The following is a 15,726-nucleotide window of genomic DNA, read 5'->3' on the forward strand; positions in this document are numbered from 1 at the left end:
CGCATCGCCCGCTGTTCCGCCTCCCGGGAGGCGGCGACCTTGGCGTAGCGGGCGGCGTCGTAGGCCCAGCTCTGCCCGGTGGCCGTCCAGCCGCCCTTGACCCGGCGGACGGCTCCGTCCACGTCCAGCACCTTGAGCATGGTCTCCAGCCGGGCGCGGCGCAGGTCCACCCGGGGCTCCAGGGCGGCGGTGGAGAGCGGGCGGCCGGCCTCGGCGAGCGCGTCGATGGTGCGCCGCACCTGCTCCTCCGGCGGGAAGGCGAGCGAGGCGAAGTAGCGCCAGATCGCCTCGTCCTCGCGTCCGGGCAGCAGCAGCACCTCGGCCCGGTCCACCCCGCGGCCGGCCCGGCCGACCTGCTGGTAGTAGGCGATCGGGGAGCTGGGCGAGCCCAGGTGGACGACGAAGCCGAGGTCGGGCTTGTCGAAGCCCATGCCGAGCGCGGAGGTGGCGACCAGCGCCTTGACCCGGTTGGCCAGCAGGTCGGCCTCGGCGGTGCGGCGTTCGGCGTCCTCGGTGCGGCCGGAGTAGGAGGCCACCGGGAAGCCACGCTCGCGCAGGAAGGCCGTCACCTCCTCGGCGGCGGCCACCGTCAGGGTGTAGACGATGCCCGAGCCGGGGAGCCGGTCGAGGTGGTCGGCCAGCCAGGCGAGCCGGTGCGCCGGGTCGGGCAGCGCGAGCACGCCCAGGGTGAGGCTCTCCCGGTCGAGCGGTCCGCGCAGCACCAGGGCGTGCTCGTCGGTGCTGCCGGTGCCGAGCTGCTCGGCGACGTCGGCGGTGACCCGGGCGTTGGCGGTGGCGGTGGTGGCCAGCACCGGGACGCCGGGCGGCAGGTCGGCCAGCATGGTGCGCAGCCGGCGGTAGTCCGGGCGGAAGTCGTGGCCCCAGTCGGAGATGCAGTGGGCCTCGTCGACCACCAGCAGGCCGGTGGAGGCGGCGAGCTTCGGCAGCACCTGGTCGCGGAAGTCCGGGTTGTTCAGCCGCTCGGGGCTGACCAGCAGGACGTCGACCTTCCCGGCGGCGACCTCGGCCTGGACCTCGTCCCACTCGTCGGTGTTGGCCGAGTTGATGGTGCGGGCGTGGATCCCGGCCCGGGCCGCCGACTCGACCTGGTTGCGCATCAGGGCGAGCAGCGGGGAGACGATCACCGTCGGCCCGGCGCCGCGGGCCCGGAGCAGGGCGGTGGAGATGAAGTAGACCGCGGACTTCCCCCAGCCGGTGCGCTGGACGACCAGTGCGCGGCGGTGGTCGACCACGAGGGCCTCGATCGCCGTCCACTGGTCCTCGCGCAGGCTGGCGGCGGGGCCGGCCAGCTCGCGCAGGACGGCCTCGGCCCGCGCCCGGACCTCGGCGCGGTCGGCGGTGGCGGTGCTGTGGATGTCGGGCTGCTGCATGGCGTCGATGTAACCCCATGCCGCCGACAAGGGGCGAATGCGGGTGGGGTGGTGGAGTGGAAGGCCGGGTGTATTTCATCCGCTGATCCGCTGAACGGCCGCCAAAATTCACTCTCCGGAGTGGCCGTTCTGTGCTCCGATCGAGCGAAGGAAAATTCGGGGGCCGAGTTATCCACAGGAAAAAAGAAAGTGCCGGAGTCGTTCGCGCATTGCGCCCACGCTTGCGGCCATGAACGCGATGAACAACGAACACGTCACCCTGTCCCTGGGTCCGGCTTCCGAGCAGCGGCCCGTCGTCATGCGCGGTCCGGCCGATATGGCCGAGCTGTTGCCCTATCTCCTGGGGTTCTACCCCGACGACAGCATCGTCGCGGTGGGTCTCCAGGGCCCCGACCTCCACCAGGGCGGGGTCATCCGGGCGGATCTCCCGCTCTCGTCCGCGGACTGGCCGGCGGCGGCGGAGGAGACGGCCGCCCTGCTGGTCGCCCTCTCCGAGCGGCACGGCGGCCGGCCGCTCGAAGTGCTCCTCTACCTCTGCCAGGATCCGGTCACGGCGCAGGCCCCGCCCGCGGTGGACGAACTGCGGCCGCTGGCCGACCAACTGCGCGCGGCCTTCGGACGCAGGGGAGTGGCGGTCAAGGAGTCGCTGTGCGTCTCGGACGGCCGCTGGTGGTCCTTCCTCTGCCGCCGGGAGGGCTGCTGCGATCCGGCGGGCAACCCGGTGCGGCGCGGGCCCGATCCGGGCCCGGCGGCCGCCGCCGCGACGGTGGCCGGCCTGGTGCCGCGCGGCAGCCGGAAGGCGATCGTCGGTGCGCTGGCCCCGGTCGGCCCGCCGGCGGACGCCGCGCAGCGCGAGGCGCTCGCCCGTGCCGAGCCGCTCGCCGGGTCGGTCTCCCGGGAGCAGGGCCTCGAACTGCTGGAGCAGGCCTTCGCCGAGTTCGCGGCCGGTGCCCGGGAGCTCGACGAGGAGCGGACGGCCCGGCTGCTGTTCGCCCTGCGCGACCGCCTCACCCGGGACCGCGGCGTCGAGTTCGTCCGGCCGGCCGAGCTCGCGCCCGCCGAGCGGCTCTGGCGCTTCCTCGTACGGCGGGCCGTTCCGCCGTACGAGGGCTGCGCGGTGGCCCCGCTCACCCTGTTGGCCTGGGCGTCCTGGGTCGCGGGGGACACGGCCACCGCCCGGGTGGTGCTCGGCCACGTCCTGCGGCTCTCGCCGGGCTACCTGCTGGCGGAGCTGTTGTACGAGTCGATGAACGACGGCATGACGCCCGGGGCGCTGCTGTCCGCCGTCGAGGCCCAGCGGCGGCGCCGCGAGGAGCGCGCGGCGGCGGTGCGGCGCGGTTCCGGGCCCGCGGCCGAGGACGGGCCGGGGGCGCCGCCGGGTGCCGAGCGGGCCCCGGGCGGCGAACCCGGGCCGCGCTCAGGCTCGCCGGGCAAGGCGCGCCGACGGCACCGGGGCGGGCGCCGGAAGGGCGGTTCCGCGGCCCCGACGCCGACCGCGATGCCGACTCCGGCTCCGGAGGATCAGAGCCAGGGCGGTCCCGACCACCCCGGTGGGCCGGGGCCGGCCGGTCGACCCCGGGGCTCGGTCGCCCTGCTCCCGGCCCCGGGCTGCGGGCCGGCGGCCGGGGCACGGCCCACCCGGGGTGTGCGCCTCGGCCGGGCGGCGGCCTGCGCCTCGGCCGCCGTCCGGTCCGGCGCCGGCCTGCACCGGGGCCGCGGTGCCCGACAGGGGGCGGGAGGAGCCCACCGTGCGCACTGAACCGCCCGCCGCCCCACCGGTCGGCAGGGTGCTACGCCTCCCCGTGCGCCATCTTGATCAGCCGGTCCAGCACCTTGCCGCCGCTCGTCCGCAGGCCGTCGTGCTCCCACTCGTTGGTGATCCAGGTCCGCAGCCCGCGCACCGCGCGGGCGGTCTCCAGCGAGTCGGCGGTGTCCACGTACATGTCGTCGTGGTACACCGCCGCCACGACGGGCACGGTGTTGGCGGCCAGCCGCGCCGGGTCGTAGAGGTCGGGCCAGTCGGTGCGGGCGGCGAGCAGGTCCGCCGTCTCCTTGAGCGGGCGCAGCGCCGGGTCGGTGTCGAACATCCAGGGGTAGATCATCTCCCCGGTGAACAGCACCGGGCCGTCGCCCTCCAGCGCGGCCCGGGCGTCGAACTGCGGGAACTCCTTGCGGACGCGCTCCGCCGACCAGGCGGTGCCGCCCTGGTCCACCGAGCGCTGACCGTAGATCGACTCGTGCAGCACGGCGTACAGCGGGCCCTCGGCGAAGGAGAGCCGGGCCTGGACGCCGGCCAGGAAGGTGTCGGAGAGCTCGGCCCCGGCCGGGCCCTCCACCCAGGCCTCCTCCAGGAGGTAGTGCAGGGAGCCGGAGCCGCTGCCCCCGCCGAGCATCATCCCGAGCACCTGGAAGGCCTCGACGGTGAGCAGTCCGCCGTCGGGCAGCGTGGCGGGGGAGTCGGCCAGGTGGGCGGCGATCCGCCGGACGGCCTCGACGTCCTGCGGGAAGCGGGCGTAGTGGTCCTCGTTCTTGCGGACGACGCGCGGGTAGGCGGCGCGGTAGACGTCGTCCGCCGAGCTGCCGAGGCCGGAGAGGCCACCGGTGATGAAGGCCTCCGTCAGGCCTTCGGGAGCGAAGGAGAGGTAGGTGAGGGTGCAGAAGCCGCCGAAGCTCTGGCCGAGCACGCTCCAGCGCCGGTCGGCGCCGAGCAGCCGGTGGCGGATCAGCTCGGCGTCCCGGACGATGGCGTCCGCGCGGAAGTGGGCGAGGTAGTCCGCCTGCTCCTGCGGGCCACCGCGACGGGCGAGGGTCTGCCGGGTCGCGGGGGTGGACCGGCCGGTGCCGCGCTGGTCGAGCAGCAGCACCCGGTAGTCGTCGAGGGCGCGCTCCAGCCAGGCGTCCCGGCCGAGCGGGCGGGCGGCCTTGCCTCCGGGGCCGCCCTGGAGGAACAGCAACCAGGGCAGGTCGCCGCGCTCGCGGCCCGAGGCCACCACCTCGCGGGCGTAGACCTCGATCTGCTCGCCCTCCGGGGAGGCGTGGTCGAGCGGGACCTGGAAGACGTGGTCGGTCGTGACAATCCCGGGCAGTCGGCTGACGGTGGACATGCAACTCCTCGGTCTCTGCTGGTCACAGCGGTTGCGTCGCGGTTCACGGGGTCACCGGGTACGGGCGCCGCGACCCCCGCACCGTATCCTGACCGCGGTCGAGCACCGGTTCGACCGCCTCCGCCCAGCGGACCGGGCGGCCAGCAGCGCCCCGGCCCCGGAGTGCGGCCCGGGTCAGGGGCGGCTCCGAGCTCCCGGGCAGGCCTCCGGTGACGGCCCGGCAGGGGCGGCGCCACCGTCGGGGGGCCGGGTGCGACCAGCGACAGTCCCGGCGGGCGTGACCTGGCGGCGGTGCGCGGCGTTCACCCCCCGGGGCCCTGTGTCCGGCGGGCGCGGGTCGCGGGGCGGGGTGGCACGGGCGGGGCGTCACCGGTAGGCCGGGGCGCCGGGTGTGACGGAGTACCGGGCACGACGGGTGTGCCCGACGCGAAAGGCGCGGAGCGCCGGTACCGGACCGGTACCGCACACCGCATGGCACGGCCCACCGTCGGGTACGGCCAGACACGGCACGACCGCCGACGGGAGCGTCCCCGTCGGCCGGGCACCACCAGCACGCGATCGAGCATGCTCGCGGCCCACCGGCCTGACGGCCACCGGACCGCCGAGGGGAGGAGAGTCCGGTGACCGCCATGAGGCCACTGCAGGCCATGCCGGCCGAGAGCGTGGTCGGCGCGCCCAGACCGGTCGGCCGTCCCGACCAGGTCCCGCCGGCCGGGCCCACAGGCGCACCCGCCGGCCCCGGCCGACCGGCGGCCCCGCCGCGCCCCCAGCCCCCGGCCGTCCACCACGCGCTGCTCTGCGTCAACGCCCCCGCGATGGCGGCCTCCGGCCCGGACGGCCAGCTGCGCGGCCACGGTCTGCACGGCTTCTACCGCAACGGCGTCCGGGTGCTGGCCCGGATGGAGCTGCGGCTGGGCGGGATGGAGCCGCTGCCGCTCCAGGGCACCCTGACCAGCACCGCCCAGGCCCGCTTCCTCGGCGCCGTCCGCCTCCCCGGCGACCCCGACCCGGACCCGGCGCTCACCGTCGAGCGGCTGCGCCACGCGGACGGCGTGGAGACCGTCACGGTGCGCAACACCGGCGCCCGGCCCGCGCGGCTGCCGCTGGAGATCGCCCTCGGGACCGACCTGGGCCCGGTCGCCGAGATCGCCGCCGGGCACCGCCCGCCCGACCTGCCCGGCCAGGTGCAGTCGGCCGGGCTGCGCTGGTCCGGCCCGGTGCACAGTGCCGTGGTCGGCGCCAAGCCCTCGCCGCACGCCGTCCTCGCCGGGGCCGGGGTGCTCCGCTGGGACTTGGAGGTCCAGCCCGGTGCCCGCTGGTCGGTCGAGCTGCGGGTCGAACTGGAGAGTGTCCCCGGCGGCCCGCGCCCGCCCGGCGGGCGCGGCACCGGCGTCCCGCTGCCCTGGGCCGAACCGGAGGTGCGCTGCGACGACCCGCGCGCCACGCTGCTGGTCGACCGCTCCCTGGACGCCCTCGGCGGGCTGCTGTTCGCCGACCCGGACCGCCCGACCGACCTCTACCCGGCCTCCGGCGCGCCCTGGCGCTTCGGACTCGCCCCGGCCGACGCGCTCTGGGCCGCCCGGCTGGCGCTCCCGCTCGGCACCCGGCTCGCGGCCGGCACCCTGCGCGCCGTGGCCCGCCGTCAGCAGCTCGCCCCCGCCCCCGGCCGCACCGAGGGCCTGCTCCCCGGCGCCCTGCGGCACGGCGGCCCCGAGCTGCCGCCCACCTGCACGGCCACCGAGGCCACCCTGCTGTTCGTCACCGTGCTGGCCGAGGCCTGGCGCTGGGGGCTGCCCCGGGCGGAGGTCGCCGAGCTGCTCCCGTCCGCCGAGCGGGCCCTGGCCGCCCTGCGCGAGGGCCTGGTCGACGGCTTCGTCACCGACCTCGGCCGCCCGGCGGAGGACCGCGCCGCCCAGCCGGTCGCCGCCCGTGCCGAGGTGCAGGCACAGGCCCACCGCGCCGCCCTGCACGGCGCCGAGCTCCTGGAGGCCTTCGGCAGGCCGGGTGCCGGGGAATGGCGGGCCTGGGCCGCCGGGCTGCGCGGACGCTTCCGCGAGCGGTTCTGGATCGACGACCTCTCCGGCGGCCGTCCCGCCGCCGGGCTGGCCCCGGGCGGCCAGCCGCTGCCCGCCGTCGCCTCCTCCCTGGTGCACCTGCTCGACACCGGGCTCGCCGCCGACGGCGGCCGGCACGAGAGCCTGCTGGACCGCGAGCACACCCGGCTGCTCGCCCAGCGGCTGGTCGCGCCCGAGCTGGACAGTGGCTGGGGCCTGCGCACCCTCAGCGCCAAGTCACCCCGCTTCAACCCGCTGGGCCACCGCGGCGGCGCGGTGCGGATCCACGAGACCGCGCTGGCGATCGCCGGGCTCGCCGAGGCCGGCCACGAGAACGAGGCCGGCGCCCTGCTGGAGGGCCTGCTCGCCGCCTCCGCCCACTTCGAGGGGCGGCTGCCGGAGATGTACGCGGGCGAGCAGCGCACCCCCGGCTGCCCACCGGTGCCGCACCCGGCCGCCTGCCGCCCGGCGGCGGTCTCCGCGGCCGGAGCCGTTCACGCGGTGTTCGCACTCGCCGGAGTCCGGCCGGACGTCCCCGGCGGCCGGGTCCTGGTCCGCCCGGCCAGCACCGCCCCGCTCGGCGAACTCGAACTGACCGGCCTGCGGGTGGCGGGGGAGCCCTTCTCGGTGCGGGTGAGTCGGATCGGAGTGGCGATGGTGGAGGAGGCCTCCGCGCACCTGCAACTGGTCGCCCGCTGACACCGGCTCCCGAGCCGGGACCACCCGTGCGCGAACCGTCTCGGACGGCCGGCGGGCGGCTGCTGTGCGCTCCGCGTACGGGCCTGTGCTTATCGTCAGAGAGACGACTATGATCGTCGCCATGTCGCGCTACGATCCGTCGGCCTTCCCCCCGTTCGCTGTCACGGTTGACCTGGTGGTTCTGACGGTGCGCGACCACTCGCTCTGCGCCCTGCTGGTCAGACGGGGTGAGCCGCCCTACCAGGGGTACTGGGCGCTGCCCGGCGGCTTCGTCCGACCGGACGAGGGCCTGGCCGAGGCGGCCTCCCGCGAGCTGGCCGAGGAGACCGGTCTGCGCGCCCACTCCGCCCCCGGCCACGAAGCGGTCGGCCCCGGCGCGGCCGGTGCCCACCTGGAGCAGCTCGCCACCTACGGCCACCCGCAGCGCGACCCCCGGATGCGCGTGGTCAGCGTCGCCTACCTGGTGCTCGCCCCCGACCTGCCGACCCCCCGGGCCGGCGGTGACGCCAGCGGCGCCCGCTGGGCGCCGGTCGGCGAACTCCTCGGAGGGAGCCCGGCCGACGGAGTCCCGCTGGCCTTCGACCACGGCCTGATCCTCGCCGACGGTGTGGAGCGCGCCCGCTCCAAGATCGAGTACTCCTCCCTGGCCACCGCCTTCTGCCCGACCGAGTTCACCGTGGGTGAGCTGCGCCGCGTCTACGAGGCCGTCTGGGGCGTCGCCCTCGACCCGCGCAACTTCCACCGCAAGGTCACCGGCACCCCCGGCTTCCTCCTCCCCTCCGGGGGCACCACCACCCGCCAGGGCGGTCGCCCGGCGCAGCTCTTCACCGCCGGCGGCGCGACCGTCCTCAACCCGCCGATGCTCCGCCCCGACTCCTGAGCCCCCACCGAACGGCCCCGGCCCGGGAGCCGGACCGGCGGCACCGGGGCACAGTGGCGGTGGACGCTTCGGTCACCGGACCGAAGGCCTGCGGACCCTGGGAGCCCTGCGATGGCCGTCACCGACGACTGCGCCCGGCAGCGAGGCATCATCGAGACCTTCGTCGCGGACTTCGAGAACCTCACCGAGGTCACCGAACGGACCGAGAAGGAGCTGGCCGCGCTGAAGGCCGCGCACGGTGACCCGCAGGCGATCGCCTCCGTGGAGGAGCGGCTGAGCGCGGAGAAGGAGCAGTTGGCCGAGACCGCCGTCCAGGGCCGGGCCGCCGTCGACGAGTACCGGGGCGAGTGCGTCGGCCAGCCGCTCCCGCCCGGTGCCAAGGTCTTCGTGTCGCCGTAGGGCGCGCCCCGCGGACCTTGTCCGACCCACGGCCCACACGACTCTCCCCGGCCGCCTCCTCCGGTGAATCGCAGGATCGGATTGTCCCCTGATCGGGTGAGGTGGGCAGGCGGTGGGCCCGTCGCGGTTCGGTAATGCCCGGAATCGGCGCTGCTGACCCCTAATGTGCTGGCGTCGAGCAGGTCGGCCGAGGGCATGGGAGCAGCCAGCGATGATCCAGATCACCGGACTGACCAAGGTCCATCGCAAGGGCGCCCCGCCCGCGGTGCTCGATCTGACCTTCGACGCCCGGCCCGGGATGGTGACCGCACTGCTCGGCGACGAGGGGGCGGGCAAGTCCACGGCGCTGCGGCTGATGCTCGAACTCGAACGCGGCCAGGGCATCACGCTCTTCGAGGGCCGCACCTACCGCCGGATCCGCCGCCCCGAGCGCGAGATCGGCGTGCTGCTGCCGGCCTTGGGGGAAGGTGCCGCGGCGGTGTCCGGGAACCCGGGCCGCAAGGCGCGCGGCCACCTGCGGATGCTGGCCGCGGCGGTCGGGGTCCCGACCCGGCGGGCCGACGAACTGCTGGAGCAGACCCGGCTGGCCTCCGTCGCCGGACAGCGGCTGCGCACCTTCTCCCCCGGGATGCACCGCCGGCTCTCGCTGGCCGCCGCGCTGCTCGGCGATCCCGGCACGTTGCTGCTGGACGCCCCGACCGAGGGCCTGTCCCCGCGCAACGTCGAGTGGTTCCACTCCTTCCTTCGCTCCTTCGCCGTCGCGGGCGGAACCGTGCTGGTGACCACCCGCACCCCGCAGGAGGCGGCCCAACTGGCGGACCGGGTGGTGACCCTGGACCGTGGCCGGATGCTGGCCGACCAGCCGGTGGCGGAGTTCTGCCAGACCAGGCTGAGCCCCGAAGTGGCCGTCCGGGGGCCGCAGATGGCACGGCTCGCGGACCTGCTGGTCAGTCAGGGCGCCGAGGTCCGCCGGGACGGCGGGGCGGGGATCGCGGTGGCGGGCATCGACCGCACCGAGATCGGTGAACTCGCCTACCGCCACGGGATCCTGCTGCACGAGCTGGCCGACCGGGTGGTCGAGCAGCCGGTGCCCCGCACCGCCCTGCCGGTGGCCTCCGGCCGCTCGGGCCGCCTCCCCCTCCAGCCGGAGGCCGAGGCCGCCGTCGAGGCAGCCGCTGGTCCCGTCCCCGATCCCGCCCCCGAGCTCGCCGCCCCCGAGCCCGGGCTCCCCGCAGCCGCCGTCCCGGAGCCCGCCTCGGAGGGCCGTTCCCGCGAGGACGCGCTCCGGAGCACCCGGGCGCTCCCGGTCGCCGCCGTGACGGCCGCCCTGCCGGTTCTCGCCGCCCCCGCGCGGAAGCAGGCCCCCGCGCCAGCGCCCACCGTCGCCGTGGAGCGGCTCTTCCGCGACCGTCCCGCCCCGGCACCCGGGCCCCTCCCCGTCGAGCCCCTCCCCACCGCCCCGGTCCGCACCGTGGCCGAGGCCGCCACCGCCACCGCGACCGAGGCGGTGCCCCCGGCCGAGCCCGTGACCGTGCGCACGCCCGAGCCGCGGCCCGCTGTCGGGAGCGGGGCCGACCTGCTCACCGACGACACCGTCCGCCTCGGCCGGGTCATCCCCGGCAACGGACCCGCTGCCGCCCCCGCCACCCCCGACGACCACCGGAGCGAGTGAACCGTGCGTGTCCTGGCCTACGAGCTGCGCCGCCTGCGCGGCCTGCGTTCCACCTGGCTGCTGCTCGCCGCCGTCCTGCTCTGCGACGCGGTCGTGGCCGCCGTCCTGGCGAGCCAGGCCCCGCCCGGCCCACTGGCCGGTCCGGCCGGGGTGCGCCTGCTGACCGCCGCCGTCCCGCTGATCCCGCTGCCCTTCGCGGCGCTCGGCGCCGGTGTGCTGGGCGCGCTCTCGTACGGCCACGAGGTGCGCCACCCGGGGCTGGCGGCCTCGCAGGTGGCGTACGGGCGCCGGGTGCGGCTGCTGCTGGCCAAGCTGCTGGTGGTCGGTCCGGTGGCGGCGCTGCTGGCGCTGGCCACCCTGCTGGTCGACCTGGTGGCCGTGCACCTCGCGCTGCCGGACGGCGTGACGGTGGCGGCCCGGACGGATCCGGGCGCGCTGTCCGGCGGGGCGTCCGCGGCACTGGGCGCCGTCGGGTTGGACCGGCCGGCCGACCTGCCGGGCCTGTTCGCCCCGCTGGCGCCGGCGACCGGTCACGGGGTGCCGGGCGCGCTGCTGGCCTTCGTCCTGCTGACCGTGGTGGCCGCCTGGACCGGTGTGCTGACCGCCTCGCTGACCCGCAGCGCCGCCGCCGGGGTCTTGCTGCTGTGCGCGCTGCCGCCGCTGCTGGAGTCCGGCGTCGCCCTGCTGCTGCGGCGCACCGGCCGTCCGTGGCCGACCCGGGCGGCGGAACTGCTGCCCTTCCAGTCCGGCGTCGAGTGGGCCTACGGCTGGGTGTACGGCGGAACGCGCGAGGCGGCGGCCGGGGGCGCGGCGTTGACGGACCCGGCGCTGCTCGCGGCGGTCGCGGCCCCCGCGGGGGCCCTGCTGCTGGCCGCCCTGCTCGTCCAGGCCCGCCGCCGCGCGCTGTGACCCACGGGTGACCCACCCCGTGGACCGCGGGCCCGCGCCGCGGACCCGCCGCCGCGGTACCGGTGCTGCGGACCGGTACCGCCCGTCCCGGGGCGGTGCGCCGTCCCGAAGCACCAAGATCGACCAGCAGTGACCGCAATGCGCGGTTCTTCCTGATAAGAAGTCAATTATCCAGTCACGGTCGATCACCCTTTCGTGTGCTTTTCACGAGAATTCTCAAGCTGCGCCTGCCGATCGCCGACAAAGGAGGCGTGAGTACCCTTGCGCACCCCACCATGACCCCCGCCCGTTCCGCCGACGGGCCGATCCACGGCCCCGGCGACCTGGACCGCTTCTCGTACGCCGACCGGCCGATGCCGCCGGCGCCCCGTTGGGAGGGCGCCGAGTCCGACATCGGCCGGGTCGGCCGCAAGACCACCAGCAGCCGCGGTCGCGGTCTGCACGGCCAGCTGGTCCAGCAGCTCGGCCAGATGATCGTCTCCGGCGACCTCGGCGCCGACCGTCCGCTCGTGCCGGAGGAGATCGGCCAGCGGTTCGAGGTGTCCCGGACCGTCGTCCGCGAGTCGCTGCGCGTGCTGGAGGCCAAGGGCCTGGTCAGTGCCCGCCCGAACGTCGGCACCCGGGTCCGCCCGGTCGGCGACTGGAACCTGCTGGACCCGGACATCATCGAGTGGCGGGCCTTCGGGCCGCAGCGGGACGAGCAGCGCCGGGAGCTGTTCGAGCTCCGCTGGGCGATCGAGCCGCTGGCCGCCCGGCTCGCGGCCGGCCACGGCCGGGAGGACGTCCAGCAGCGGCTGGTCGAGCTGGTCGAGATCATGGGCCACGCCGCTGCCCAGGCCGACCTGTCCACCTACACCCGGGCCGACGCCGAGCTGCACGTGCTGATCCTGCAGATGGCCGGCAACCGGATGCTGGAGCACCTGTCCGGCATCGTCTCCTGCGCGCTGCAGGTCTCGGGCGGTCCGACCATCTCCTGCGAGCGGCCCTCCGAGTCCTCGGTCAACCTGCACGCCCGGCTGGTGGATGCGCTGGGCACCGGCGACGGCACCGCGGGCGAGGCCGCGATGCGCGCGCTGCTCACCGTCCACCCCGAGCTGGAGCCCTCCGTTCCCGCCCCCCGGGAGCACTGAGCGGGCTGTTCTCCGCGAGCGGGCCCGCCGGGTGCGGGCCGCTCCGCCAGGGCCCTCCGGCCGCCGCACCGCGCGGCGCAGCCGGAGGGCCTTCGCGTGGGGTCGGCGTCCCGCCCGGGTCCAGCCCGTGCCCGCCCACGTCCCGCCCGAGTTCTGCCCGCGTCCGGCCCCCGCGCCCCGCCAATGTTCCGCGCATGACAATAGACTTCGCTGCGAGTGCGCGATGATGGATGGCGGCCCGGGGTCGAGGGCACCGAACGGTGTGACCCGCGACACCAAGGCCATGCGTAACACTTGACGAGTAGCAGCGATGTCTCCTGAGCGGGAGCAGCTCCGGAATACTCCAACATGTCAGAATGCTGTGTTGGTCCGCGGCGCTGCTGCCGTCCTGCAAACCCAGTCCTCAAGCCCGAGTCGGTCGGAATCGACACCGCGCGTCCGACGCGCGATTTCCTTCCCCGCCCGCTCGGGCGGCCGGTACGGGTTCGAGTCCACTCATCGTCCGAGAGGTTGTTCGTGTCGGCCAGCACATCCCGTTCGCTTCCCCCCGAGATCGCCGAGTCCGCGGCTCTGCTGGCGCTCATCGAGCGGGGCAAGGCCCAGGGGCAGATCGCCGGTGACGACGTGCGCCAGGCGTTCGAGGCGGACCAGATCCCGGTCACCAAGTGGAAGAACGTCATGCGCAGCCTCAATCAGGTGCTGATTGAGGAGGGCGTGGACCTCATGGTCAGCGCGGCCGAGCCGGCCGGCGCCAAGCGCAAGAGCGTTGCCGCCAAGAGCCCCACCAAGCGCACCGCCACCAAGGCTGTCACCACCCGGACCCCGGCCGCTCCGTCGGCCCCGACCAAGCCGCCCGTGCGGATCGCCCCCGGCGCTCCCGTCGCGGCTCCGGCCGTCGCCGCCGCCGCGGCGCCCGCCCCCACCGTGTCCGCCGACATCACCGTCGTGGAGACGACCACGGTCGTCACCGAGGCGAAGGCCGTCGCGGCGAAGAAGGCCGCCCCGGCCAAGAAGGCCGCGGCCAAGAAGACCGCCGCCCCGGCCAAGAAGACCGCCGCCAAGAAGACCGCCGGCGCCAAGGCCGGCAAGGGCGACGAGGAGCTCATCGGCGAGGAGGAGCTGCTCGAGGACGTCGCGCTGCCCGGCGACAAGGCGGGCGAGGAGGCGGAGCCCGAGGAGGAGTCGCAGGGCTTCGTGCTCTCCGACGACGACGAGGACGACGCGCCGGCCCAGCAGGTCGCCGTCGCCGGTGCCACCGCCGACCCGGTCAAGGACTACCTCAAGCAGATCGGCAAGGTCCCGCTGCTCAACGCCGAGCAGGAGGTCGAGCTCGCCAAGCGCATCGAGGCCGGCCTGTTCGCCGAGGACAAGCTCTCGGCCGCCGACAAGCTCGCCCCCAAGCTCAAGCGCGAGCTGGAGATCATCGCCGAGGACGGCCGCCGGGCCAAGAACCACCTGCTGGAGGCCAACCTCCGCCTGGTGGTCTCGCTGGCCAAGCGCTACACCGGTCGCGGCATGCTGTTCCTGGACCTGATCCAGGAGGGCAACCTCGGTCTGATCCGTGCGGTCGAGAAGTTCGACTACACCAAGGGCTACAAGTTCTCGACCTACGCCACCTGGTGGATCCGCCAGGCGATCACCCGCGCCATGGCCGACCAGGCCCGCACCATCCGCATCCCGGTGCACATGGTCGAGGTCATCAACAAGCTGGCCCGCGTCCAGCGCCAGATGCTCCAGGACCTGGGCCGCGAGCCCACCCCGGAGGAGCTGGCCAAGGAACTCGACATGACCCCCGAGAAGGTCATCGAGGTCCAGAAGTACGGCCGCGAGCCGATCTCGCTGCACACCCCGCTCGGCGAGGACGGCGACAGCGAGTTCGGTGACCTGATCGAGGACTCCGAGGCGGTCGTCCCGGCCGACGCGGTCTCCTTCACCCTGCTCCAGGAGCAGCTGCACTCGGTGCTGGACACCCTGTCCGAGCGCGAGGCCGGCGTGGTCTCGATGCGCTTCGGCCTGACCGACGGCCAGCCGAAGACGCTCGACGAGATCGGCAAGGTGTACGGGGTCACCCGTGAGCGCATCCGCCAGATCGAGTCGAAGACCATGTCGAAGCTGCGCCACCCGTCCCGCTCCCAGGTGCTGCGCGACTACCTGGACTGATCGGCGGCCCGACCGGTCGGCAGGTCCGACCGGCGGCAGTACGTGACGAAGGCCCGGAACCCCACGGTTCCGGGCCTTCGGGCCGTTCGGGGGCGGTGCGTCAGCGTCCGGGTGGTGCTTGTCGCTCGTCCGGGTGGCGGCACACCCGGAAGCGGTCGCCCAGTGTAGTCGGTCACCTACGCTGTGCCGGTTGCCTGCTGCCGAGCCTTGTGGAGTGACGGTGCTGACCGACCCGGACCCAGTCGACCTGCCGACCCCCGTCCCGCGCCGGAGCGACCGCGCCGTCGTCCCGGCCGTCGCCCGGACCGGCCGCCGCCTGCGGCGACGGGGCGCGCTGCTGGCGCTGCTCGCCGCCGTTCCGGTGCCGCTGGCGGCGCTCGGTGCGGCCGGCCCGGCGCAGGCGCAGCGCCGGGTCGTCGGGGGTGCCACCGTGAGCACCGCCGACCACCCGTGGATCGTGGCGCTGGCCAGCCGCCAGCAGTTCGGCAGCGGGCGCTCCGGCCAGTTCTGCGGGGGCGCGCTGGTCACCCCGACCAAGGTGGTGACGGCCGCGCACTGCTTCTACGACGAGGCCAAGGGCCGGGTGGACCGCCCGGGGCTCAAGGTGGTCGTCGGCCGGGACGACATGCGCGGCTCGGCCGGCCACGAGGTGGCCGTCCAGCGGATCTGGGTCCACCCCGACTACAACTTCGCCGCGAACATGAACGACGTCGCGGTGCTCACCCTGGATGAGTCGCAGGGCTCCCGGCCGGTGGTCGAGCTGGTCGGCCAGGGCGAGAGCGGACCGTACGCGGCCGGGACGGCGGCGCAGGTCTACGGCTGGGGCGACACCAGCGGGCGGGGCGACTACTCGCCGGTGCTGCGCCGGGTGGACGTGCCGATCGTCGCGGACCAGACCTGCGCCCACGCCTACCCGGGCGGGCAGGACGGCAAGTTCGACGCCCGCGGCATGGTCTGCGCGGGCGAGGAGAAGGGCGGCAAGGACGCCTGCCAGGGCGACAGCGGCGGCCCGCTGATCGTGGCCGGCCGGCTGGTCGGGCTGGTCTCCTGGGGGACGGGCTGTGCCGAGGCGGCCCACCCCGGGGTCTACACCAGGGTGTCCTCGGTCACGGACGCGGTGCGCTCCGCGCTCTGACCATCGCCGAGGGTGATGGGGCGATGACGTCCTGACGCTGTTTCGGCTCCGGCACGGGGCCCCGCGGTCCGGGTGGCGGTGAACGCGGGGGAGCGGTCGGGAGAACAGCGGAGCCCGGGGGTGGGGGCCCGGACGGGGGGTCCCCCCAGCGCACCCGGGCCGCCGGCTGCGGGGGCGGCCACCCCGCCGAGCC

The 15,726-nt window shown here is 75.5% G+C and carries 11 protein-coding genes; 9 read left to right on the forward strand and 2 right to left on the reverse strand.

Annotated elements, in window-relative coordinates:
• The coding region (locus ACFXPX_RS20910; RefSeq protein WP_380642721.1) for a RecQ family ATP-dependent DNA helicase at window positions 1–1,391 on the reverse strand (1,391 nt) is incomplete at its 3' end.
• A 229-nt stretch (window positions 1,392–1,620) separates the two neighbouring features.
• Here ACFXPX_RS20910 and ACFXPX_RS20915 point away from each other — a divergent pair.
• Window positions 1,621–3,150: a DUF4192 domain-containing protein gene (locus ACFXPX_RS20915; protein WP_380642723.1), complete on the forward strand. Its 1,530-nt coding sequence runs from the start codon at window positions 1,621–1,623 to the stop codon at window positions 3,148–3,150.
• A 31-nt stretch (window positions 3,151–3,181) separates the two neighbouring features.
• On the opposite strand, the gene ACFXPX_RS20920 is transcribed toward ACFXPX_RS20915, so the two are convergent.
• A complete protein-coding gene (locus ACFXPX_RS20920; RefSeq protein ID WP_380529956.1) occupies window positions 3,182–4,495 on the reverse strand; it encodes an alpha/beta fold hydrolase in 1,314 nt (437 codons plus the stop codon).
• Window positions 4,496–5,124: 629 nt separating this feature from the next.
• Between ACFXPX_RS20920 and ACFXPX_RS20925 the strand changes: the two genes are divergently transcribed.
• The 8 genes from ACFXPX_RS20925 to ACFXPX_RS20960 all read left to right on the forward strand — a co-directional run bounded on the left by ACFXPX_RS20925 (window position 5,125) and on the right by ACFXPX_RS20960 (window position 15,533).
• Entirely contained in the window at window positions 5,125–7,248 is a 2,124-nt protein-coding gene (locus ACFXPX_RS20925) for a glycogen debranching N-terminal domain-containing protein (protein WP_380642739.1), read from the forward strand.
• 121 nt (window positions 7,249–7,369) lie between these two features.
• Window positions 7,370–8,128 (forward strand): NUDIX domain-containing protein, encoded by a 759-nt coding sequence (locus ACFXPX_RS20930; protein WP_375889312.1) that lies wholly within the window; start codon window positions 7,370–7,372, stop codon window positions 8,126–8,128.
• Window positions 8,129–8,239: 111 nt separating this feature from the next.
• A complete protein-coding gene (locus ACFXPX_RS20935; protein WP_375889310.1) occupies window positions 8,240–8,527 on the forward strand; it encodes a hypothetical protein in 288 nt (95 codons plus the stop codon).
• 211 nt (window positions 8,528–8,738) lie between these two features.
• Window positions 8,739–10,199: an ATP-binding cassette domain-containing protein gene (locus ACFXPX_RS20940; protein ID WP_380642725.1), complete on the forward strand. Its 1,461-nt coding sequence runs from the start codon at window positions 8,739–8,741 to the stop codon at window positions 10,197–10,199.
• A 3-nt stretch (window positions 10,200–10,202) separates the two neighbouring features.
• On the forward strand, window positions 10,203–11,108 hold the full coding sequence (locus ACFXPX_RS20945) for a hypothetical protein (protein WP_375889305.1): 906 nt from the start codon (window positions 10,203–10,205) through the stop codon (window positions 11,106–11,108).
• Between the two features lie 197 nt (window positions 11,109–11,305).
• Entirely contained in the window at window positions 11,306–12,238 is a 933-nt protein-coding gene (locus tag ACFXPX_RS20950; RefSeq protein WP_375889304.1) for a FadR/GntR family transcriptional regulator, read from the forward strand.
• 516 nt (window positions 12,239–12,754) lie between these two features.
• Window positions 12,755–14,398, forward strand: a complete 1,644-nt coding sequence (locus ACFXPX_RS20955) for an RNA polymerase sigma factor (RefSeq protein WP_375889302.1) — start codon at window positions 12,755–12,757, stop codon at window positions 14,396–14,398.
• A gap of 214 nt (window positions 14,399–14,612) precedes the next feature.
• Window positions 14,613–15,533, forward strand: a complete 921-nt coding sequence (locus ACFXPX_RS20960) for a trypsin-like serine protease (protein ID WP_375889299.1) — start codon at window positions 14,613–14,615, stop codon at window positions 15,531–15,533.
• Window positions 15,534–15,726 lie beyond the last annotated feature (193 nt).

Origin of the sequence: Kitasatospora sp. NPDC059146 (assembly GCF_042786665.1) — a bacterium.
Lineage (GTDB): Bacteria > Actinomycetota > Actinomycetes > Streptomycetales > Streptomycetaceae > Kitasatospora.

Excerpts from the sequence above, each read along its gene's own strand:
- ACFXPX_RS20915 (WP_380642723.1), top strand. The coding sequence starts at position 1,621 with ATGAACGCGATGAACAACGAACACGTCACCCTGTCCCTGGGTCCGGCT.
- ACFXPX_RS20920 (WP_380529956.1), bottom strand. The coding sequence starts at position 4,495 with ATGTCCACCGTCAGCCGACTGCCCGGGATTGTCACGACCGACCACGTC.
- ACFXPX_RS20925 (WP_380642739.1), top strand. The coding sequence starts at position 5,125 with ATGAGGCCACTGCAGGCCATGCCGGCCGAGAGCGTGGTCGGCGCGCCC.
- ACFXPX_RS20930 (WP_375889312.1), top strand. The coding sequence starts at position 7,370 with ATGTCGCGCTACGATCCGTCGGCCTTCCCCCCGTTCGCTGTCACGGTT.
- ACFXPX_RS20935 (WP_375889310.1), top strand. The coding sequence starts at position 8,240 with ATGGCCGTCACCGACGACTGCGCCCGGCAGCGAGGCATCATCGAGACC.
- ACFXPX_RS20940 (WP_380642725.1), top strand. The coding sequence starts at position 8,739 with ATGATCCAGATCACCGGACTGACCAAGGTCCATCGCAAGGGCGCCCCG.